Raw genomic sequence first — 20,936 nt, forward strand, 5'->3', positions numbered from 1 at the left:
ACCAATCCGTTACCGGTATCCCCTGACCGGTGGCGCGTCCGTTCCATCCTGTGCCGAAGGTATTCATCTTGCTTCATGACCCCCTGACACCAGCCTCGTCTGGCGTAGGAGGGTCCCCGGATGCAGGTCTGACCCGGCGCGAGATCCGTGAGCGCGAGCGTGCACTCGAGCTGGCTGCGGCATCGTCCGCGTCAGACTCCACAGGCACGTCGCAGCCCGTCGAGGATGAGCGTCCGAGCGCCGCTGCCGAGGCGGCCGCGGCTGAGCTGCCGGTTCCCGCAGACGTCCCGACCGTCTCGCGTGCTGCCGATGACGCCTTCTTCTCGCTTCTGAACCCCGAGGGCGTCGCTCCGGATGCGGCTCCCGAGGCTGCACCGATCGCTGCACCGGACGCGTCCTCCGCCGGTCCCGTCGTGCCGGTCTCCGACGATGCGCCCTTCGACGATGCGTCAGCGTCTCCGTCGACCGCTGTCCTCCCGGCCCTCGTCCCGGCCACCTCGGTGCCCGCACGCGATCGTGCAGCCCTTCGAGTCGACCTGCCTGCAGCCGATCTTCCTCCGGCGCCGCCCCAGCCGTCGTCCCGCCGCGAGGCCCGCAGCACGCTGGCCGACGAGGTCACCGCCCCGTCGCGGGGTCGCCGAGCCGCTCCGGTGCGTTCATTGCCCGAAGCCGCCTCAGCGCCGAAGGCCCCGACTCCTCCCGTCGCCCAGCCCTCCGTGAGCCGTCGCGTCTCACGGCACCTCGCTGCGAAGGGGATGGCCAGCCTCGCGATCGTCGTCGTCGCCCTCCTCGCCGTCGCAACCACGACCCCCGCCAACGCACTGCTCTCGGCGGATGACGTGCAGGCCGCAGCCGTGGCCGCGGCCACGGGAACCGACAGCGGCGTCGCGCAGACGGTGACAGTCGGCGACGACGTCTCCGTCTACGCCGTGCAGCGTGACGGATACGACACCTCAACGGTGGCGCAGGTCGCGGCCGAGAGCGGCATCCGTCTCGAGGCGTCGTTCACCAACGACCCCAACGGAACCGTGCAGTGGCCGTTCCGCGTCGGCGTGCACATCGGCGACCAGTTCGGAGCCCGCGATTGCGCCGGCTGCTCGAGCGACCACCACGGCCAGGACTTCAACCCCGGCCTCGGCGCACCCATCCAGGCCATCGCCGACGGCGTCGTCAGCTACGTCGAGGACGGCGACGGCTCGCTCGGCGTTCACATGATGATCGACCACGTCATCGACGGCCAGGTCGTCACCAGCGTCTACGCCCACATGATCCACGGCTCGATGCTCTTCAAGGAGGGCGACACCGTGAAGGTGGGCGACGTCATCGGCAAGACCGGCGACACGGGCATGTCGACGGGTCCGCACCTCCATTTCGAGATCCGTCTGGGCGGCAAGACCGGCCCTTGGACCGATCCGCTCGAGTGGCTCTACGCGCACGTCAACTGACGCGCCCGTCCTCCGCCTTCGCCTCGCGTTTACAGGATGCCGAGGATGATGCCTGTTCCCTTGGGCTCAACGGCGGCGTGATCCTGTAAACGCGCCCGTCAGGCGTCCTCCACACATCGTCCCAGCGAATGCGCACTCCACAGATGCCACCGGGAGCCGGACGTCGGATGTAGCTTCACCGGAAGCTGTCGTCATGTCCATCGCCGAGGTCCTCGATCGTTCGGGCGGGGTCGCGAGCTATCGCACCCTCGACTCGCGCGGCGTCGGGCGCTCCTCTGTGCGCGCCGCCGTCAGATCGGGACAGATCATCCAGGTGCGCGGGCGATGGTTTGCGTCGCCGTCCGCCGCCACCGACGTGGTGCGGGCGGTGCGCGTGGGAGGCACGCTCACCGGCTCGTCGGCCGCGCGTCTGCAGGGAATGTGGACGCTCGATGATGACCGGCTCCACGTCCGAGTGCCGACCACTGCGAGCAGACTGCGTTCGCCTGCCGATCGAGGGATGCCGCTCGACGCCGCTCATGACCGTGTGTGCGTGCACTACAGTCGCCGCCCGGGCACCGAGCACGCGATGGATGGCGTGCTCGACGCGCTGGTGGAGATGTACTCCTGCGGCGACGCCAGGGCCGCAGTCGTTGCCACGGACTCGGCACTCAACCAAGGCTTGCTCTCTGTCGCTGAGCTGAGTGAACTTCGAACCCTGATCCCCGCGGACAGACGGAAGTTCGTCGACAGGGTCGACGGCAAGGCGCAGTCCGGGTTGGAGACTCTCGCTCGGCTGCTCCTGAGAGCCCGCCGCATCCGTTTCCGCACGCAAGTGTGGATCGCGCCGGCAGGCAGGGTCGACATCCTGGTAGGCGACCGGTTGGTGCTCGAGCTCGACGGGCGCGCGTTCCACACCGGTGCGGCGTTCGAAGAGGATCGGCGCCGCGATCTCGAGCTCGTGATGCAGGGCTACCTGGTGGTGAGGATCAGCTACCGGATGGTCATGGCCCGCTGGGACGACGTCGCCGCAGCGATCCTGGAGCTGGTCCGGCGCGACGAGCACCTGTGGGGAGGACGTCGGCCGAGCGCGCCCGTGCCCTTCACGTATACAGGATCAGCGCCCCGATGAGGTCCCCAAGGGCCTCATCCTGCTCCTGATCCTGCAAACGTGATGACTGAGGTTGCTGGGCGCGGCGCTCGGCGCTGTCGCTAGGCGGCGAGCCAGACCGTCGTGTCGGCGGGGAGGGTGCGGCCGGTGAGCGGCGCGCTGCTCAGCAGCACCTCGCCCTCGGGCAGCTCCACCGGCGACGTGCCGGTGTTGGCGACGACGGTGACGGATCCGTTGGTCACGACCAGCACGTCAGCACGGTCGGCGTCCGCTGCGCCCGCACCACCCCACACGAGCGTGCCCGAGGCCAGGCCGTGCGCCCGGCGCAGACGCAGGGCGGCCTTGTAGAGCTCGAGCGTCGATCCCTCGACGCCCACCTGCTGGTCGCGGGCGAACTGCGCCCAGACGGCCGGCTGCGGCAGCCACGAGGCCGTGGAGGGGCCGAAGCCGTACGACGGGCCGCCGGTCTCCCATGGGATGGGCACGCGGCATCCGTCTCGCCCGTAGCGTTCGCCGTTCGTGCGGAACCAGGTCGGGTCCTCGCGGGCGTCGTCGGGCAGGTCGATGACCTCGGGAAGGCCGAGCTCCTCGCCCTGGTACAGGTAGGCCGAGCCGGGAAGCGCGAGCATGAGCGCCGTCGCGGCGCGCGCCCGCCGCAGGCCGATCTCGGGGTCGGGGAGGCCTACGGTCTTGGGGCCGATGCCGTGGCCCTGCAGGTTCTCGGCGGTGAGCGCGAGGCGCGAGGCGTGACGCACGACGTCGTGGTTTGACAGCACCCACGTCGACGGCGCGCCCACGGCGGCGAAGGCCTCGAGGGACTCGTCGATGACCGAGCGCAGGGCTGCCGCGTTCCACGGCGTCTCGAGGTAGGCGAAGTTGAAGGCCTGGTGCATCTCGTCAGGGCGCACCCAGTTGGCCATGCGCGCCAGCGGGTCGACCCAGGCCTCGGCTGCGAGGATGCGCTCGCCGGGGTAGGTGTCGAGGAGCTTGCGCCAGTCGCGGTAGATGTCGTGCACGCCGTCCTGTCCCCAGTACGGCGGCAGGTCGGGCAACTCGGTGCTGATGGCCGGTTCGAGCGTGGCCGTGCCGCCTCCCATGCTGCCCGTGCCCTCGGCCGGCGTGTAGTCGGGCAGGCCGGCCTTCTTGACCATGCCGTGCGCCACATCGACGCGGAAACCGTCGACGCCGCGGTCGAGCCAGAAGCGCAGCACGTCGCGGAACTGCTCGCGCACCCAGGGGTCGTCCCAGTTGAGGTCGGGCTGCGAGGAGTCGAAGAGGTGGAGGTACCACTGGCCGGGCGTTCCGTCGGGCTCCGTCACGCGGGTCCAGGCCGCGCCGCCGAACACAGACTCCCAGTTGTTCGGTGGCAGCTCCCCGTTCTCGCCGCGGCCCTCGCGGAACATGTAGTGCTCGCGCTCCACGCTTCCGGCAGGCGCCGCGAGCGCAGCCTGGAACCAGGCGTGGTCGCTCGAGGAGTGGTTGGGGACGAGGTCGACGATGACGCGGATGCCGAGGGCGTGCGCAGCATCCTTCATCACGTCGAAGTCGGCGAGGGTTCCGAACAGCGGGTCGATGTCGCAGTAGTCGGCGACGTCGTAGCCGGCGTCGCGCTGAGGCGAGGTGTAGAACGGCGAGAGCCAGATCGCATCGACACCGAGGTCGGCGAGCGCCGGAAGCCTGTGCGTGATGCCGGCCAGATCGCCCATGCCGTCACCGTTCGCATCGGCGAAGGAACGCGGGTAGATCTGGTAGATGACGGCGGTTCTCCACCATTCCGAGGCCACGTTCGCGGCGGTGGATTCGGCGTCGGATGCCTCGCCGGCTGCGGCCGCGCGGCTCGCGTCGGAGGGCACGGTGCTCTCAGTGTTCATGGCGACACCATACGCGAAATCCACGGAATGCAAGCGATTGCATGTTTCGGGCAGGTATCAGAGGTAACAACCCCATATCGGTTCTGCTTGTGCAGTTTGGCGTACGCGCCCCGAGCGGGTATACATGTAATCGCTTGCATTTCTGCAGGCAAGTCGAGAGAACGACCTTTCGCGCCTCCCGCGGGTGAAGGAACTCTCTCCACATCAGCGTTCAAACGAGAGGCGACACCAATGATGGTGAAGAAGAAGGGTCTTGTGGGGCTCGGAGCCGTAGCGCTCACGGCCGCCGTGGTTCTGTCGGGTTGCTCGGCCAGCACCGGCGGTTCCGACGACACGAAGTCCAGTGCAAGCACCGGCTCCCTGACCGTGTGGGTGGACTCCGAGCGCGTGGACGCGCTGAAGGGTGCCGCCGCGGACTACAGCGAGAAGACCGGCATCGACGTGAAGCTCGTCGGCAAGGACACGGCGACCATCAAGGACGACTTCATCCAGCAGGTTCCGACCGGCAAGGGCCCCGACATCGTCATGGGCGCGCACGACTGGCTCGGTGAGCTCTCGACCAACGGTGTCGTCGCTCCGCTCGAGCTCGGCGATGCAGCAGGGGACTACCTCCCCGTCGCCATCGACGCATCGACCTACGAGGGCACGACCTACCTCCTGCCCTACGCCGTCGAGAACATCGCGATGCTGCGCAACGCCGACCTCGTCCCCGACGCCGCCACGAGCTTCGACGACATGATCGCTAAGGGCAAGGCCGCCGGCCTCACCCAGCCGTTCGTCGTGCAGCAGGGTGCAGAGGGCGACCCGTACCACCTCTACCCGTTCCAGACTGCATTCGGTGCTCCCGTCTTCGGCTCCGGAGCCGAGGGCTACGACCCCACCGACCTGCAGCTCGGCAACGCGGGCGGCGAGCAGTTCGCCACGTGGCTCGGCAGCCAGGGCAAGAACGGCACCGGCGCCTTCAACACCGACATCGACGGTGACATCGCCAAGCAGGCATTCCTCGACGGCACGGCTGCCTTCTGGCTGACGGGCCCGTGGAACGTGGGCGCGGCGACGGATGCCGGCATCAACGTCGCCATCGACCCGATCCCCAGCCCCACCGACCAGGCTGCACAGCCGTTCGCCGGTGTGAAGGGCTTCTTCATGAGCGCCGAGTCGAAGAACAAGGTCGCCGCGACCGACTTCCTCGTCAACTACATCGGCACCGAGGCCGTGCAGCTCGAGCTGTTCAAGGCCGGAAACGTGCTTCCCGCCCTCACCGCCGCGGCTGAGACCGCCTCTAAGGACCCGATCATCAAGGGCTTCGAGACCGTCGGCCAGGACGCCGTTCCGATGCCGGCCATCCCGGCCATGGGCTCGGTCTGGCAGTACTGGGGCATCGCCGAAGCCGGCATCATCAACGGCGCCGACCCGGTGACGACCTGGCAGAAGCTGGCCAGCGACGTGCAGGCCGCCATCAAGTAACACCACCCATCGACCCGGTGCGGATGCCAGAGCATCCGCACCGGGTTTCGGTGTTCGTCGGGGTGGGGCAGACTCAGCGGGAGCTGGGACCGCACACTCCGGGCGACGAGAACGAGGACGTACATGAGCACCATCACCGAGGACGTCGACTCCGGCACCACCCCGCCGCCGACGAGGAACCAGAAGCGGGCGGCCAGGGTCGCCGAGGCGGCATCCGTCGGCACGAAGGCACTTCTGCTGAAGATCGTGCTGCTCGGTGTCGTCGACGCGGTCGCGCTGTACGCCCTGTTCGTGCTCGTCGGCCACGAACAGTGGCTGGTCGCGGCGATCGTCGTCGTCGTGACGGCGCTGTTCAACTGGATCTACTTCTCGCCGCGCAAGCTGCCGGCCAAGTACCTGGCTCCCGGCGTGCTGTTCCTCGTCGTGTTCCAGATCTTCACGCTGGTCTACACCGGCTACGTGGCCTTCACCAACTACGGAACCGGCCACAACGGCACGCAGGAGCAGGCGATCGATTCGCTCATGAGCTCGGCGCTGGTGCGCGTGCCGGACTCGCCCACCTACAGCGTGACGGTCATCGACGAGGCGGGCACCCTCGGCCTGCTGGTCACCGACCCCGACGGCACGGTGAGCGTCGGAAACAACGAGACCCCGTTGCACGAGGTGACGGATGCGACCGTCGAGGGCGGCCTCGCGGTCGCGATCCCCAACGCCACCAGCCTGAACTTCGCCGAGGTGATCGCCCGCACCGACGAGATCACCGAACTCTCCGTGCCCTTCTCCGACGACCCGAACGACGGTGCGCTGCGCACCCAGGACGGCCGTTCGGCCTACCTCTACACCTCGTCGCTCGAGTACGACGAGGCCGCTGACACGATGACGGACACCGAGACCGGCATCGTGTATTCGAACACCGGAACCGGAGCCTTCACGGCCGAGGACGGCACCGAGCTGCTGCCCGGTTGGCAGGTGAACGTGGGCTTCGAGAACTTCGTGCGCGCCTTCACCGACGAACGCATCCGTGGTCCGCTCATCTACGTCACGATCTGGACGTTCGTGTTCGCGATCCTGTCGGTGGCCACGACCTTCTTCCTCGGGCTCTTCCTCGCCATCGTCTTCAACGATGCGCGGATGAAGGGACGCAAGTACTACAGGGTCATCATGATCCTGCCCTACGCCTTCCCGGCCTTCCTCACGGCCCTCGTCTGGGCGGGCATGATGAACGAGACCTTCGGGTTCATCAACCAGGTGATCTTCGGCGGGGCCGAGATACCGTGGCTCACCGATCCGACCCTGGCGAAGGTCTCGATCCTGATCGTGAACCTGTGGCTCGGCTTCCCGTACATGTTCCTCGTGTGCACCGGTGCACTGCAGGCGATTCCGGAGGACATCACCGAGGCCGCGACCGTCGACGGCGCCAGGCCGTGGGCCATCTTCAGGCTCATCAAGCTGCCGCTGCTGCTGGTGACGCTGACGCCGCTGCTCATCGCGTCGTTCGCGTTCAACTTCAACAACTTCAACCTGATCTACCTGCTCACCAACGGTGGGCCGCGCGACGCGAACGCGCCCATCCCCGTCGGCTTCTCGGACATCCTCATCTCGATGGTCTACAAGGTGGCCTTCACCGGCCAGACCCGCGACTACGGCCTGGCCAGCGCCTTCGCGATCATCATCTTCATCATCGTGGCGGTCATCGCCATCGTCAGTTTCCGCAAGACCAAGGCGCTGGAGGATCTCAACTGATGAACGCTCAGAAGGCAGTGCCCGGCACGAACGTCGGCCTCACCGAGGCCCTGATCCTCGAGGCCGACGACGCAGCCAGGAACCCGTCTCCTCCACACCTGCGCGGGCCGGCCGACAGGCGCCGCCCGTTCAACTTCGGCCGCTGGTTCGGCGCCACCGGCTGGCGCCACGTCGTCGGCGTTGTCGTGAGCGTCTTCGCCCTCTTCCCGCTCGTCTTCGTGCTGTCGGCATCCCTCAACCCGAAGGGAACGCTCACCGGTTCGAACGCGCTGTTCTCGAAGTTCGGGCTCGAGAGCTACGGCCGCATCCTGACCGATCCGCAGGTGCCCTACCTGCCGTGGTACTGGAACACGCTCATCATCGCCAGCATCACGGCGGTCGCGACGGTGTTCCTCGGAGCCCTCGCCGCCTACTCGTTCTCGCGGATGCGGTTCACGGGCCGTCGCTTCGGACTGGTCACCATCGTCGTCGTGCAGATGTTCCCGCAGATGCTCGCCGTCGTCGCGATCTTCCTGCTGCTGAACGCCATCGGCGACCTCTTCCCGGCCATCGGCCTGAACACCCACGTCGGCCTGATCATGGTGTACCTCGGCGGAGCGCTGGGTGTGAACACCTTCCTCATGTACGGGTTCTTCAACACCATCCCGGCGTCCATCGATGAGGCCGCCAAGCTCGACGGAGCGGGCCACGCCCGCATCTTCTTCACGATCATCCTGCGGTTGGTCGCGCCGATCCTGGCTGTCGTCGCGCTGCTGTCGTTCATCGCCACCTTCGGCGACTACGTCATCGCGAGCGTCGTGCTCATCGACCCCGAGAAGCAGACCCTCGCCGTCGGGCTCGTGAAGCTGGTCTCGAACCCTCGCTACGCCGACTGGAGCGCCTTCTCGGCCGGGGCGATCATGGCGGCCGTGCCTGTCGTCGTGCTGTTCCTGCTGTTGCAGCGCTACATCGTCGGCGGCCTGACGGCCGGCGCCGTCAAGTAGGCCCAGCCCGGCGAATGCAGGACCAGCCTCGACACGGACGCGATCTGCGGCCAGGTCGGGCCTGGTCCTGCATTCGCGCCCCCAGCTCGCCTGCCCAGCACACCTGCCCGTAACATCCGGGCGATACCGTCGATGAATGGATGACGCCGTGCCCCTCGCCTCCCTGCCCCACCACGACGGTTCTCCGCTGTATATAGAGGAGCAGCATCCGTCGCTCGGCCAGGACCTGGTGATGCGGATGCGGGTTCCCCAGGACTTCGGCGCGGTCACCAGCGTGCACGTGAGGTCGAACCCCAACCGCGAGCCGCGTTTTGCCGAGGCCGCCCTCGTGGCGAGCACCGACGGCTGGGACTGGTGGCAGGCGAGCATCGAGGTCGAGAACCCCGTCCACCACTACCGCTGGCTGATCGTGACAGCCGACGGCCGCCAGCACTGGCTGAACGCCCGGGGGCTGTCGCGGGTCGAGACCCTCGACAGCGAGGACTTCCGCATCGCGGCGGGAGCCGACGCTCCGGACTGGGCGGCCGAAAGCGTGATGTACCAGGTGTTCCCCGACCGCTTCGCCCGCTCGGATGCCGCGGACTCGCGGCAGACTCCGGACTGGGCGATCGCCGCGGGATGGGACGACCCCGTCGACGTCCAGCCTCCGGCCCGGTCGCAGCAGTTCTACGGCGGCGACCTCGACGGCGTGCGCGAGAAGCTCGACCACCTCGTGAACTTGGGCGTCAACCTGCTCTACCTGACCCCGGTCTTCCCCGGACGCTCCAACCACCGCTACGACGCCTGGAGCTTCGCGGAGGTCGACGAGCTGTTGGGTGGCGATGAGGCCCTGGTGCGCCTCGTCGAGGCTGCGCATGCACGCGGCATCCGTGTGATCGGCGATCTCACGTCCAACCACTCCGGCGACGGCCACGAGTGGTTCACCTCGGCCCTGGCAGACGCGGATTCCGATGAGGCGGCGTTCTACTACTGGCTCGACGCCGTGCAGGCCGAGCTCGCCCCCGACGAGTCGGCGTCGGCAGCCGACGCGGTCGATGCCAGCTACGCGGTGACGGATGCCGCCCCGTCCGCCCTGCCCCGGCGGAAGTACGTCTCGTGGCTCGGCGTGCCGAGCCTGCCCAAGTTCAACTGGAACTCCGAGGCGCTGCGCCGCAGATTCATCGAGGGCGATGAGTCCGTCGTGGCACGCTGGCTGCGGCCGCCGTTCAACCTCGACGGCTGGCGCATCGACGTGGCGAACATGACCGGCCGCTACCTCGACGAGGACCACAACGCCGAGGTGCGTCGCATCATCCGTCGCACCATGACCGAGGTGAACCCCGACACCATCCTTCTGGGGGAGTCGACCAACGACGCCGCGGGAGACTTCCAGGGCGACGCGTGGCACGGCGCCATGACCTATGCGAACTTCACGCGGCCGTTGTGGTCATGGCTGCTCGTACCCGGCAGCACGGCGTTCGGCGGCCTGGGCTTCGCGCTCGGGATGGTGCCCGACTTCACCGGGCAGGAGTTCGTCGAGGCGCACACCAGGTTCGCGGCCGGATTCCCCTGGCGCACCAGGCTCGGCGCGATGAACGCCCTCGACACCCACGACACCCCGCGTTTCGCCACCTGGGCCCGGCCCGGCGTCACTCCGGTGGCTCTGGGGCTCTCCGTCACGCTGCCGGGCATCCCGGTCGTCTTCGCCGGCGACGAGTTCGGCCTCACGGGCGAAGACGGCGAGGCGTCTCGCACGCCGATGCCGTGGAGCACGACGGGCGAGGTCGAGGTGGCTGAACGCATCGATCTCTACGGGGCGCTGATCGGGCTGCGGCGCGCGCACCTCGCGCTCTCGACCGGCAGCATGCGCTGGCTGCACGTGGGCGACGACGTTCTCGTCTACGTGCGGGAGTCGGCGTCCGAGGCCGTGCTCTGCGTCGCCGCACGCGCCGACTACGACGTGGCCCTCGCGCCGACCGCTCTGGCCGGGGCGGACGCCGCGACGTCGGCGTTCGGCGCCGGCCATCTGGCGGCATCCGTCGACGGCATCCGCCTGCAGGGGAGCGGACCGTCGTTCTCCGCCTGGGTGCTGCCCGGAGTGTCGGCGGTGACGGCGGCGTAGCACCGCGGAGGGTGGCCCGCGGTCTGAGACGCTCTCCGCGGATGCTATTCTCTACTGGTGCCAAAAACGTGGCGCGCTCTCGAGCGCCCCACACTTTGGCCCCCTTAGCTCATTGGTAGAGCACTTCCTTGGTAAGGAAGAGGTAGTGGGTCCGATTCCCACAGGGGGCTCAGACTCTCGACGTGAAGTTCTGCGTCGGGGTCCGCGGCGGGGTAGCTCAGGTGGTTAGAGCACACGGCTCATAATCGTGGTGTCGCGGGTTCAAGTCCCGCTCCCGCTACAACAAGAGGCTCGTTCGACGAGCGCGTTCTCTGCCGGATGCCGGAGTGCGTCTTCGGGGTCGGAGCATGATCAGCCGTTAGGCTCTGCCGGTGAGTGTTTCCGATGTACTGGCGATCACCGTCGAGGTGCTCTCGTGGATCGGCCTGGGTATCGGCATCCCGTTGTTCCTCGGCGTCTGGATCTGGCGTTCCGGCCTGTGGAGCTGGCGGCGGGTCGACGTCGAGATCGTGGGGCCCATCGGAGGCGGCGGTCCGCTCTCTGCGCGCTGGTTCGCCGTCGATCAGGTGCACGAGCGCGCACTGGCGCCGTCCGAGGCCGCCGGCATCCCCGACCTCGACGCCGTGAAGGGATTCGCCGACCAGCATGGACGCCTGCGCTTCGACCGGCACAGTGAGGCGTCGCACGTGTTGTGGCTGTTGTCGCTGATCTTCCTCGCAGTGGGGATCGTGGCATTCGTGGTCTCGGTGCTCCTTCCCTTCCTCACGGCGTGACCGCGGAGCACCGATCGTCGTAGCGGGTGATCGTTCAGCCCGGCTCTCCGGCGCGCGCACGAAGCGTGTAGGTGTCGCTGGTGAGCGTCGTGTACGACTCGGCGATGATCTGCTCGAGCACGCCGAGGTCGATGGCCGAGAGGTCGCGGATGTAGAGGCATCCGACGCCCGTCGTGTGAGGACCGAGGCGCGCGAGCTGGTCGGGGTAGCGCGAGATGCCGTCCATCAGGTAGATCGACGTGGCGGCCTTGCGCGGTGAGAAGCCGGCGGCCGCGACGTCGCCCTCGCGGCCGCTCTCGTATCGGTAGTGGTGGCTGCCGAAACCGATGATCGTGCCGGAGAGACGGGCCGGTTCCCCGGTGACCCTCGAGTAGAGACCGAGGAGGGTCTCGGCGTCGGCTCGTCGCCGGGCCGACGGCACAGCTGCGATGAAGTCCCCGACCTCGTTGGTCTCGGTCACGGTCAGGCTGCCTCGGTCTTCTCCGCCGGTGATGGCTCGGCGAACGGGGGAGCCGGCTCGTCGTCGGGGTTCCAGGCCTTGACGATGGCCCAGGCGACCGCGGCGATCGGCACCGACAGCACGGCGCCGACGATGCCGCCGAGGATGGTTCCAGCTGTCAGGGCGACGAGGATGACCAGCGGATGCAGCTTGAGCGACCGCGCCTGCACGACGGGCTGCAGGAAGTTGCCCTCGATCTGGTTGACCGCGATGACGATGCCCACGACGATCAGCGCGACGACGGGTCCGTTCGCGACGAGGGCGACGAGCGCTGCCAGGATGCCGGCGACGGTGGCACCGACGATCGGTATGAAGGCACCGATGAACACGATCACGGCGAGCGGGAGCGCCAGGGGAACCTGGAGGATCGCCAGGCCGATGCCGACACCGGCCGCGTCGACGAACGCGATGATCGCCGTGCCGCGCACGTAGCCGCCGAGAGTCCTGACAGAAGTGGCGCCGATGCGCTGGCCGCGCTCGAGGCTGCGGCCGCTGAACGGACGCAGGAAGAACGCCCAGATGCGGTCGCCGTCCTTGAGGAAGAAGAACAGAACGACGACGGCGAGGAGGGCGCCGGTGACGACTTCCGCGGCGACCGAGACGCCCGCGATGGCGCCGCTGCCGAACTGGCTGCTGGTGAAGAAGTCGGTGACCGTTCCCTTGAGGCTGTCGAGCTGGTCCTGGTCGATGGGCAGTGAGCCGCTCTGCAGGAAGTCGCCGACGGCGTCGATGCCGTCGGTGGCCGACTTCGACAGCTCCTCCCACTGGCCGCGCACCGCGAACACGATGAGGGTGATGATGCCGCCGAAGATCACGATGCCGCCGATGAGGGTGATCCAGGTGGCGACGATCGCCGGCAGGCCGCGACGACGCATCCAGCCGATGACCGGGGACAGCGCGGCCGCGAGGATCAGGGCGATGAGCACCGGGATGACGACCAGCTTCAGCTGCACCAGGCCCCAGACGACGACGGCCGCGAGGGTGAGGCCGAGGAGGATCTGGGCGCTCCTGATGCCGACCTCTCCGAGCCCGTCGGTGAGAAGCGATCGCAGGGGCCGGTGGGGGCGGCGACGGGACGGCGAGGCGGCGGCCGGGGCGGCATCCGGTGCCACGAGGTCTGGCCCCGGTGCCGGAGTCGTCGTGGGGGCCGGCGGAACCGGGTCGGGCACGGAGTCAGGCTCGTTGTGGCTCATGGCCCAACGGTACCCGCCCGGTCAGGAGCTGCTGCGGGGGTGGACACGCGGCGTCGCGTCTGATTCTCCACAGCGGCGACGATCCCATCCGGTCGGCGGCTCAGAGCTGGCGCAGCTGGCCACGCACGATGGAGTCTCCCGAGTGCGCCGGGTTGCCGTCGGCGGGCTCGTCGGAGATGTCGACCACGGAGAACTGGGCGAGGTCGATTCCCGCCGGAACCACGAAGCGGCCGCTCGCGCCCGAGAGCTGGCCGAGGCTGACGAGCCCGTTGGTCGCCGGGTCGATGAGCCAGACCTCGCGCAGGTCGGTGCCCGATGGCGCATCGAGGTCGATGACCAGATCGCGGGAGTCGGCGGAGCCGCTCTGCTCGAGCCGCGCGGTGCCCGAGGCGTTCCACGACGGGAACGGATCGAGCTCCGCCTGAGCGATGACGTCGGCTGACGGCATCGGCCAGAGGATCGCCCCGGCGACGCCGGCCAGCACGCCCACCACGAGTGCGGCTGCGGCGACGGGCCACCAGCGCGCGAAGCCGGTCGGCCGGGTGCGCCGCTCGGTGATGGATGCGGGTGCGGGGGGAGCGGCATCCGGAGTCTCGACCGTGTCTGCTTCCGCCCTCGCATCGGCGTGCCCGAGCCCGAGCTCTGCGCTGATGGCGTCCCAGACCCGCTGCGGCGGAGTCAGGAGTTCGACGTCCCGCGACGAGCGGCCGATGCTCACGGTGCGACGGAGTCCATCGAGCTCGCTGGAGCAGCGCTCGCAGGAGTCCAGGTGGGAGCGCTGTGCTCCGTCGGGATCGGCATCACCGAGGGCGATGAGTGCCAGGGTGTCGTCATCGAGATGCATTGTCATCCACCTCCATTCGTGTGCGCAGACGCCCGAGACTTCGGCGGATGTGGCTCTTGACCGTTCCGAGCGGCAGCCCGGTTCTGTCGGCGATCTCGGTGTGGGTCATGTCTCCGTAGAAGGCCAGTGCCATGACCTCTCGCGGCACGGGATCGAGTCGTGCGAGCTCATCGGCGATCATGAGGCGTTCGGCGACGTCCACCTCGACGGATTGTTCCTGAACGTGGGCCATGGATTCGCTGGACTCGACGATGCGCAGTGCCCTGGATCGTGCGGCGAGCGCATCGGCGATGCGGTGGCGCGTGATCCCGACGATCCACGCGGGGAGGGGGCCGCGGTCCGGGTCGAAGTTGTCTCGTCCCTGCCAGGCGGAGACGAACACCTGCTGTGTCACGTCCTCGGCGTCGGCCGCGATGCCGAGTGACCGCACCGCGAGCGTGTAGACGAGCGACGACCAGCGCGCATAGGCAGCGGCGATGGCACGATCGTCGCCGGCGCGGAACGCCAGCGCGATGGCCGCGTCGTCATCGATGTCGAGCACAGTGGCGAGTCGTCCTCCGTGGTGGGATCGCGTCGGCTCGACGCGCCGCGTCGCTCCTCGAGCCGACCGTGGCCGGTTTCCAGGGGCGTTGCTGTGCCCCAGCATAGTCACGAGCGCGTCGTGTGATGGGTCCGGCAGGGCTGCCCTGGAGGCATCCGTCGACAGCCCTGCCGAGTCGTGGAGCATGGGGTCCTTCCCGATGCGCGATCGGTTCGCGCGGTGCTCTTCACCCACTACTTCCGGCACAACGGGCACTTCGGATGCACCGGATCGACTTTTTTCCGAACCCTTGCCAGTACCCCCCGAACACGGGCATAGTCGTCTCCGGAGGCATCCACACACCGGCACGTCAGTGCCATCAGAGAAGAGGAATGCCCCCATGAAGAAGCTGATCGCGGTCACCGCCGCATTCGTCACCGCCGGAGCACTGGTGCTCACGGCCGTGGCTCCAGCCAACGCCGGCACTGCCACGACGTCGCCGTCCGGATCGATCGTCGACGTGGCCGTCGCCGCGTCGGGTGGTGGAACGCCCGACTCCAACCCCGCCGACTACGACATCCTGATCCAGGCGCTCACAGCGACCGGGCTCGTGCCCGTGCTCGCCGACACCAGCACGAAGTTCACGGTGTTCGCTCCCAACGACCGGGCCTTCGCCCGCCTCGTGAAGGACCTCACCGGCACCGCCCCGGCGAGCGAGGCCGCTGCGCTCACGACCATCACGGGTGCGTTCACCATCGACGAGATCAAGAACATCCTGCTGTACCACGTGGTGGCGGGCAAAGCACTGAGCCCGGTCAAGGTGATCTTCGCGGGCAAGCTCACGATGGCCAATGGCGGAATCGTGAAGCCGCGGCTCATCACCCTGCGCGATGAGTCCCCGACCCTCAAGGACCCGAAGCTGGTCCTCAGGGCGATCAACATCAAGGCGTCGAACGGCGTCATCCACACGATCGACCGCGTGCTCGTTCCGGGAAGCTAGCTCAGAACGAGAACGGTGCTGCGCGGCCCGCGGACGGGTCGCGCAGCATCGTCGCGCCGCATCAGCTGTCAGATGGTCGAGGCGTCGATGACGAAGCGGTACCTCACATCGGAGGAGAGCACGCGCTCGTAGGCCTCGTTGATGCGATCGGCCGAGATGAGCTCGGTCTCGGGGGCGATGCCGTGCTCGGCGCAGAAGTCGAGCATCTCCTGGGTCTCGCGGATGCCGCCGATGCTGGAACCTGCGAAGCTGCGGCGGTTGCCGAACAGCGTGAAGACGCCGACGGGCAGCGGCTCGGCCGGTGCTCCCACGCTCACGAGGGTGCCGTCCAAGCGCAGAAGCGACAGGTAGGCGTTGATGTCGATCGAGGCGCTCACGGTGTTGATGATGAGATCGAAGTGGTTCTTCAGCTCGCTGAAGGTGGCCTCGTCGCTGGTGGCGAAGTAGTGGTCGGCGCCGAGACGCAGGCCATCCTCCTTCTTGCTCAGGGTCTGCGACAGCACGGTGACCTCTGCGCCCATCGCGTGCGCGATCTTCACGGCCATGTGGCCGAGCCCGCCCATGCCGACGACGGCGACGCGCTTGCCCGGACCGGCGTTCCAGTGGGCGAGCGGCGAGTAGGTGGTGATTCCGGCGCAGAGCAACGGAGCCGCCTTCTTGAAGGGGATGGACTCGGGAACCTTCAGCACGAAGTCCTCGACGACGACGACGTGCGTCGAGTAGCCGCCCTGCGTGATGGTGCCGTCGCGGTCGACGACGGCGTAGGTTCCGACGTTGCCGGCGAGGCAGTACTGCTCTTCGCCGGCGAGGCAGTTCTCGCACTCGCGGCAGGAGTTCACCATGCACCCGACGCCGACCCTGTCCCCGACGCTGTGCTTGGTGACGGCGGAGCCGACCTCGGTGACCGTGCCGACGATCTCGTGGCCGACGACCTGCGGGTAGCTGATCGGTCCCCACTCGCCGCGCACGGTGTGGATGTCGGAGTGGCAGATGCCCGAGTACGCGATCTCGATGAGCACGTCGTTCGCGCCGACGGCGCGACGTTCGATGGTGGTCTTGACGAGGGGGTCGGTGGCTGATGGCGCTGCATAGGCGTCGACGGTGAGCATGGATCTCCTGGGGGTTCTCGAGGGGGAGTGGCCTGCCGTGGCCGATCAGCGCCGGACTGCGCCGGGGCTGCTCGCGACATCACGGCGACGTCTCAAGCGTAGGCGCGTGGCCCCGAACACTGGGAGGGGTTGCCCGTACCCCCATGGTGTGCGTTCAGGCGGCTCAGTGGATGAGAGCCTTGAGCACGATCATCGCGACACCGAAGAGCGCCGTGATGAACGCACCGAGGATGCGCATGGGCCGGCCGTGCCCGTAGCGAGTGAAGGCGACGTAGCCGAGCACGGCGAGGATGAGCACGCCGACCCAGAGAGCGGCCCAGATGGCCAGCTCGTCGTCGACCACCCGCAGTGCGCCGAGCAGCAGGATCGCCGATGGGATGAGCGCGGCAGTCAGGAACCCGAGGGACCGGCGCAGCGATCGGCGGAAGTCGACCGCCAAGGAGCCGCGAGTCTCCTGCGGGGCGCGCCGCGGACCGGCGATGGTGCCTGCGTAGACGTGGGCGGCCCAGAAGACGATCACCGTGACGAAGACAGCGGTGAATACCTGCCACGGATCCTCTCCATGGCCCCCACTGGCGGTGATCATGCCGCTGACGAGCACGATCCCGTAGACGGATTCCTCGGTGACGAACCCGGTGCGCTGCACGAACGGGCCGACGACGTCGCGGCTCATGCGTCGGCGACCTCCGTGCTCCGGGACGGCACGTCCACATCGATTCCGCCCTCACGGGTGAAGCGCGGGTTCACGGAGACGATCACAGGTGCCGGTACGAATCCTCCGGCGAACAGGCCCTCGCCCTGGCGGAACTGCGGCGCGCGCGCGAGCATTCCCGGAGGGGCGTAGCCGAAGATCTCACCCAGCTCGGCGAGATCGAGCGGCGAATTCATCTTCATGAGCACCAGGTTGTCGCACTGCGAGATGATGCCCGGGTGGATCTTCGACGGCCGCTGTGTCGAGAGCAGCAGCCAGAGGCCGAACTTGCGACCCTCGGCTGCGATCTGGATGATGCGTTCCCGCACCGCGGTCTGCAGGGGCGACGTGCCCTCCGGTGAGCACAGGTTGTGCGCCTCGTCGATGACGATGAGGAGAGGCCTGCGCGACTCCCGCTTCGCCCAGAGATCGTCGAGGACGGCCAGTGCGACGACGAGGTGCTCCTCCGGGTAGGTGAAGCCGCCGATGTCGAGAACTGTCGCATCCGGTCGCCGGTCGAGGATCTCGGTGGCGGCCTCGTGTTCGCCAGCCCAGATGCTCCAGTCCACCGTGCGGAGGTTCTCGATGCGCGCCTGCAGCGCGGTGGCCGCTTCGACGTTCCGGCCCGCCAGGGTCGGGACGATCTGCGACGCCTCGATGCTCCCCAGGCGTTCCTCGAGGTGGAGCAGCTCGTTGTACTCCTGGCGGTGGGTGAGCGGATCGAGCCGCAGCACGGCCGCGCGGCTCGGCATCGACATGGCGGTGAAGCGCACGCGCAGCCCGTCGCTGCCTTCCACCCTCGGTCGGAGCACACGGATGTCGCGGCTCGCGAGGACCTCGCTGGCGGCGGGATCCATCGTCGGGTTGTTCGGATTCGGCTCGTGGATGCGCACGAAGTCGGCGTTGGGGTCGAACACCACCATCGGCAATGCCGTGTGCAGGAGCAACTGCTCGAGAAGGACACCGAGGGCATAGGTCTTGCCGGACCCGCTCTGGCCGCACCAGAACGTGTGGCGGTTGAATCGCTTCGAGAGGAGACGAGCCGACACGGCATCCGTGCCGGTGATGCCGCCGATGCCGAGGTCGGCCGCTTCGAACACCAGGTCGATCGTGTCGGCGTCCGCACGCTGGAGGATCCCCGAGGAGAACGGAGCTGACCTGCGGGCGTCGAAGGCTCCTGCGTCATCGGTCACACCGAAGATGCGTCCGGTTCCGCGCAGCGACCCCTCCATGGTGAAGGTGACCTCGTCGACCTGGCCGACGTGCTGACGGCCGGAGGGATCCAAGACCGACACGAAGTCGCCGGGCTCGAACGGCTGGTCGACGGTGCCCCGGAACTGGAACCGCCTGCCATCGAGCGACACGGCCGAGGTGGCGGCATCCGTTCTGCCTGCGTCGGCAACCGTCATGTGCTCCTGCTCCTTGCCTCTGCGCGAGCCGGGTGGGTCGACTCTCGTCACTGTATGGCGCAACGGCGCCGGTCACAACGAGAACCGCGGACGGAGCCGCAGGCGTCAGGTCGTACGGGGCTGCAGGCTCAACGCCACGTCCGCGGCATCTGCGCCGACGACCGCTCCCACGATGCGCGGTCCGTAGCGGTCGTACTTCGAGTGGTATGCCGCGTCGACCTCCGCCGGAGCGGCTCCGGTCGGTGTCGAGAAGGTGACGTCGCGTTCCAGTCCAGCGGCGCGGATGCGGCCGATGCCGCTCGCGTTGGCCCGGCGGAACCAGGGGTTCGTGCTGCCGTGTGCCGAGCGCACCACGAGCTCGTCTCCGACGCGCACCACCCAGATGGTGACGTAGGGCCGGAGAGTGCCGTCGGCCCGCAGCGAGGCGAGCTCGAGCTCGTCAGCGCCTCCGATGCGAGCGAGATCGTCATTCGTCCATGAGGTCATGGCTGGTCCTTTCGTGGAGTCTCGGTCTGCTGTGCGAGTGGGTGGGTGGTGATGGATGCTGCGATACCAGTGAACTCGTCGGCGCTCGCTCGCGGGAGTCCCTGCTGTTCCGGGTAACACCAGTGCCTCCCTTCCCGCCGAGGCCGGGCGTACTGTCGAATCCATGGATCAGACAGCGCAGATCCGCGAGTTCCTGAGCACCCGCCGGGCGCGGATCACCCCCGAGCAGGCTGGGCTCCCCGCCTACGGCGGCAACCGACGCGTGACCGGACTCCGTCGTGAAGAGGTCGCGATGCTGGCCGGTGTGAGCGTCGACTACTACGTGCGCATGGAGCGCGGCAATCTCGGCGGCGTCTCGGACAGCGTGCTCGAGGCCGTGGGTCGAGCACTGCAGCTGGACGACGCCGAGCACGCCCACCTCTTCGACCTTGCCAGGGCCTCCGTGCCGACGCTGTCGTCGTCACCGCGTCGTCGACCGACGGCGAGAGGTGTGCGCGAGCCCGTGCAGCAGCTGCTCGACGCCATCACCGAGGCACCGGCCTGGGTGCGCAACGCCCGTCACGACATGCTCGCCTCGAATCGGATGGCACGAGCGCTGTACTCACCGATGCTGACGGATGCGCGGCAGCCGCCGAACTCGGCCCGCTTCGTGTACCTCGACCCGGCGTCGCAGGAGTTCTTCACCGACTGGGAGCGCGCCGCCGACGACATCGCCGCGATGTTGCGCCTCGAAGCCGGGCAGCATCCGCATGACAGGGCGCTCTCCGACCTCATCGGCGAGCTCTCCACGCGAAGCGAGGTGTTCAGGCAGCGCTGGGCGAAGCACAATGTGCGCTTCCATCGCACGGGGTTCAAGAGGCTGCACCATCCGGTGGTGGGAGCCCTGGAGCTGAACTTCGAGGCGATGGAGCTCTCGAGCGATGCCGACCTCACGCTGCTCGTCTACACGGCGCCGGCCGGTTCGCCCACGGCTGACGCGCTGAAGCTCCTCGGCAGCTGGGCGATGACGCAGGACGACTCCCTGGTCGAGTAGCAGACGAGTGGAGCACGGATGCGTCGAGACGGCGGGGTGATCTCGATACGTGTCGGACTTCGTCCGGCACTACTCGATCAGCGGTGGGTGTCGGACTTCGTCCGGCACTACTCGATCAGCGGCGGCTGAGACCAGCGACGAATGAAGGGAAACACCATGCACCTCCTCCCCAAGACCCCGACGACGAAGGGACCAGCCGAGATGTTCACCGGCGACGTCTACTTCGACGTGATCGCTCGCGGCGAGGCGCCCTCGCGTCTGCGCGTCAACCTGGTGCGGTTCGCGCCGGGTGCCCGCACGGCGTGGCACAAACACTCGCTCGGGCAGACGGTGCATGTCACCGACGGCGTCGGCTTCATCCAGTCGCGCGGCGGCGAGGTCGTCACGATGCACCCCGGTGACACCGTCTACACGCCGCCCGGCGAGTGGCACTGGCACGGGGCGTCTGGCGACTCCTTCATGAGCCACCTGGCGATGTGGGAGGACGACGACGCCACGTGGGGCGACCACGTGACAGACGAGGAGTACGGAGCCGGGGCGGCAGGCTGATCGAGCTGCTCGGGCTGGAGACAGCGCAGCCCCTCGGCGCGATGCGCTGAGGGGCCACGGCGTCGGACGGGAGCATCAAGCCCGCACGTCATTGTGCTCGACCCGGATCGCGTCGCGACAGATGCCAGCA

General features: G+C 68.2%; 19 protein-coding genes and 2 tRNA genes. 12 read left to right on the forward strand and 9 right to left on the reverse strand.

Going from position 1 to position 20,936, the window contains the following annotated elements:
* Positions 1–68: 68 nt before the first annotated feature.
* Positions 69–1,445, forward strand: coding sequence for a M23 family metallopeptidase (locus ASC59_RS14450; protein ID WP_157488154.1), 1,377 nt, complete (start codon positions 69–71; stop codon positions 1,443–1,445).
* A gap of 193 nt (positions 1,446–1,638) precedes the next feature.
* Positions 1,639–2,556 (forward strand): endonuclease domain-containing protein, encoded by a 918-nt coding sequence (locus ASC59_RS14455; RefSeq protein ID WP_055824444.1) that lies wholly within the window; start codon positions 1,639–1,641, stop codon positions 2,554–2,556.
* Positions 2,557–2,636: 80 nt separating this feature from the next.
* Here the strand turns inward: ASC59_RS14455 and ASC59_RS14460 are convergent, their stop codons facing one another.
* Complete coding sequence (locus ASC59_RS14460) at positions 2,637–4,406, reverse strand: glycoside hydrolase family 13 protein (protein ID WP_082513707.1); 1,770 nt, start codon at positions 4,404–4,406, stop codon at positions 2,637–2,639.
* Between the two features lie 231 nt (positions 4,407–4,637).
* On the opposite strand from ASC59_RS14460, the gene ASC59_RS14465 reads away from it, so the two are divergent.
* The 7 genes from ASC59_RS14465 (at position 4,638) to ASC59_RS14495 (ending at position 11,473) form a co-directional block, all read left to right on the forward strand.
* Positions 4,638–5,873, forward strand: coding sequence for a sugar ABC transporter substrate-binding protein (locus tag ASC59_RS14465; protein WP_055824446.1), 1,236 nt, complete (start codon positions 4,638–4,640; stop codon positions 5,871–5,873).
* Between the two features lie 123 nt (positions 5,874–5,996).
* Positions 5,997–7,616, forward strand: a complete 1,620-nt coding sequence (malF, locus tag ASC59_RS14470) for a maltose ABC transporter permease MalF (RefSeq protein ID WP_055824448.1) — start codon at positions 5,997–5,999, stop codon at positions 7,614–7,616.
* Positions 7,616–8,599, forward strand: a complete 984-nt coding sequence (locus tag ASC59_RS14475) for a sugar ABC transporter permease (protein ID WP_082513708.1) — start codon at positions 7,616–7,618, stop codon at positions 8,597–8,599. The genes malF and ASC59_RS14475 overlap by 1 nt, the downstream gene beginning before the upstream one ends.
* A gap of 136 nt (positions 8,600–8,735) precedes the next feature.
* Positions 8,736–10,700, forward strand: coding sequence for a glycoside hydrolase family 13 protein (locus ASC59_RS14480; RefSeq protein ID WP_157488157.1), 1,965 nt, complete (start codon positions 8,736–8,738; stop codon positions 10,698–10,700).
* A gap of 98 nt (positions 10,701–10,798) precedes the next feature.
* Positions 10,799–10,870 (forward strand) — tRNA-Thr (locus ASC59_RS14485).
* Positions 10,871–10,906: 36 nt separating this feature from the next.
* A tRNA-Met gene (locus tag ASC59_RS14490) sits at positions 10,907–10,980 on the forward strand.
* A gap of 91 nt (positions 10,981–11,071) precedes the next feature.
* The gene (locus ASC59_RS14495; protein ID WP_055824450.1) at positions 11,072–11,473 is read left to right on the forward strand and encodes a hypothetical protein; all 402 of its coding nucleotides are present in this window, start codon (positions 11,072–11,074) and stop codon (positions 11,471–11,473) included.
* A gap of 34 nt (positions 11,474–11,507) precedes the next feature.
* On the opposite strand, the gene ASC59_RS14500 is transcribed toward ASC59_RS14495, so the two are convergent.
* From ASC59_RS14500 to ASC59_RS14515, 4 genes are all read right to left on the reverse strand, one after another.
* Positions 11,508–11,933 carry a DUF1801 domain-containing protein gene (locus ASC59_RS14500; protein WP_055824452.1) on the reverse strand — a complete coding sequence of 142 codons (426 nt, stop codon included), beginning with the start codon at positions 11,931–11,933 and terminating at the stop codon, positions 11,508–11,510.
* A 2-nt stretch (positions 11,934–11,935) separates the two neighbouring features.
* Positions 11,936–13,165, reverse strand: a complete 1,230-nt coding sequence (locus ASC59_RS14505; RefSeq protein ID WP_082513709.1) for an AI-2E family transporter — start codon at positions 13,163–13,165, stop codon at positions 11,936–11,938.
* A 100-nt stretch (positions 13,166–13,265) separates the two neighbouring features.
* Positions 13,266–14,015: an anti-sigma factor domain-containing protein gene (locus ASC59_RS14510; protein WP_082513710.1), complete on the reverse strand. Its 750-nt coding sequence runs from the start codon at positions 14,013–14,015 to the stop codon at positions 13,266–13,268.
* On the reverse strand, positions 13,996–14,550 hold the full coding sequence (locus ASC59_RS14515; protein ID WP_055824456.1) for an RNA polymerase sigma factor: 555 nt from the start codon (positions 14,548–14,550) through the stop codon (positions 13,996–13,998). The genes ASC59_RS14510 and ASC59_RS14515 overlap by 20 nt, the downstream gene beginning before the upstream one ends.
* 379 nt (positions 14,551–14,929) lie before the next feature.
* On the opposite strand from ASC59_RS14515, the gene ASC59_RS14520 reads away from it, so the two are divergent.
* Positions 14,930–15,529: a fasciclin domain-containing protein gene (locus ASC59_RS14520; protein ID WP_055824458.1), complete on the forward strand. Its 600-nt coding sequence runs from the start codon at positions 14,930–14,932 to the stop codon at positions 15,527–15,529.
* A gap of 68 nt (positions 15,530–15,597) precedes the next feature.
* Here the strand turns inward: ASC59_RS14520 and ASC59_RS14525 are convergent, their stop codons facing one another.
* From ASC59_RS14525 to ASC59_RS14540, 4 genes are all read right to left on the reverse strand, one after another.
* Entirely contained in the window at positions 15,598–16,638 is a 1,041-nt protein-coding gene (locus tag ASC59_RS14525; protein ID WP_055824461.1) for an NAD(P)-dependent alcohol dehydrogenase, read from the reverse strand.
* Between the two features lie 163 nt (positions 16,639–16,801).
* Complete coding sequence (locus ASC59_RS14530) at positions 16,802–17,311, reverse strand: hypothetical protein (RefSeq protein ID WP_055824463.1); 510 nt, start codon at positions 17,309–17,311, stop codon at positions 16,802–16,804.
* Positions 17,308–18,738 carry an ATP-binding protein gene (locus ASC59_RS14535; protein WP_082513711.1) on the reverse strand — a complete coding sequence of 477 codons (1,431 nt, stop codon included), beginning with the start codon at positions 18,736–18,738 and terminating at the stop codon, positions 17,308–17,310. The genes ASC59_RS14530 and ASC59_RS14535 overlap by 4 nt, the downstream gene beginning before the upstream one ends.
* Positions 18,739–18,843: 105 nt before the next feature.
* Positions 18,844–19,224 (reverse strand): DUF2255 family protein, encoded by a 381-nt coding sequence (locus tag ASC59_RS14540; RefSeq protein WP_055824465.1) that lies wholly within the window; start codon positions 19,222–19,224, stop codon positions 18,844–18,846.
* 163 nt (positions 19,225–19,387) lie between these two features.
* Between ASC59_RS14540 and ASC59_RS14545 the strand changes: the two genes are divergently transcribed.
* Together ASC59_RS14545 and ASC59_RS14550 are read left to right on the forward strand one after the other, a co-directional pair.
* A complete protein-coding gene (locus tag ASC59_RS14545) occupies positions 19,388–20,257 on the forward strand; it encodes a helix-turn-helix transcriptional regulator (RefSeq protein ID WP_055824467.1) in 870 nt (289 codons plus the stop codon).
* 156 nt (positions 20,258–20,413) lie between these two features.
* Positions 20,414–20,806 (forward strand): (R)-mandelonitrile lyase, encoded by a 393-nt coding sequence (locus ASC59_RS14550; RefSeq protein WP_055825657.1) that lies wholly within the window; start codon positions 20,414–20,416, stop codon positions 20,804–20,806.
* Positions 20,807–20,936: the final 130 nt, after the last annotated feature.

This window comes from Leifsonia sp. Root1293 (assembly GCF_001425325.1).
Classification (GTDB): Bacteria; Actinomycetota; Actinomycetes; order Actinomycetales; family Microbacteriaceae; genus Orlajensenia.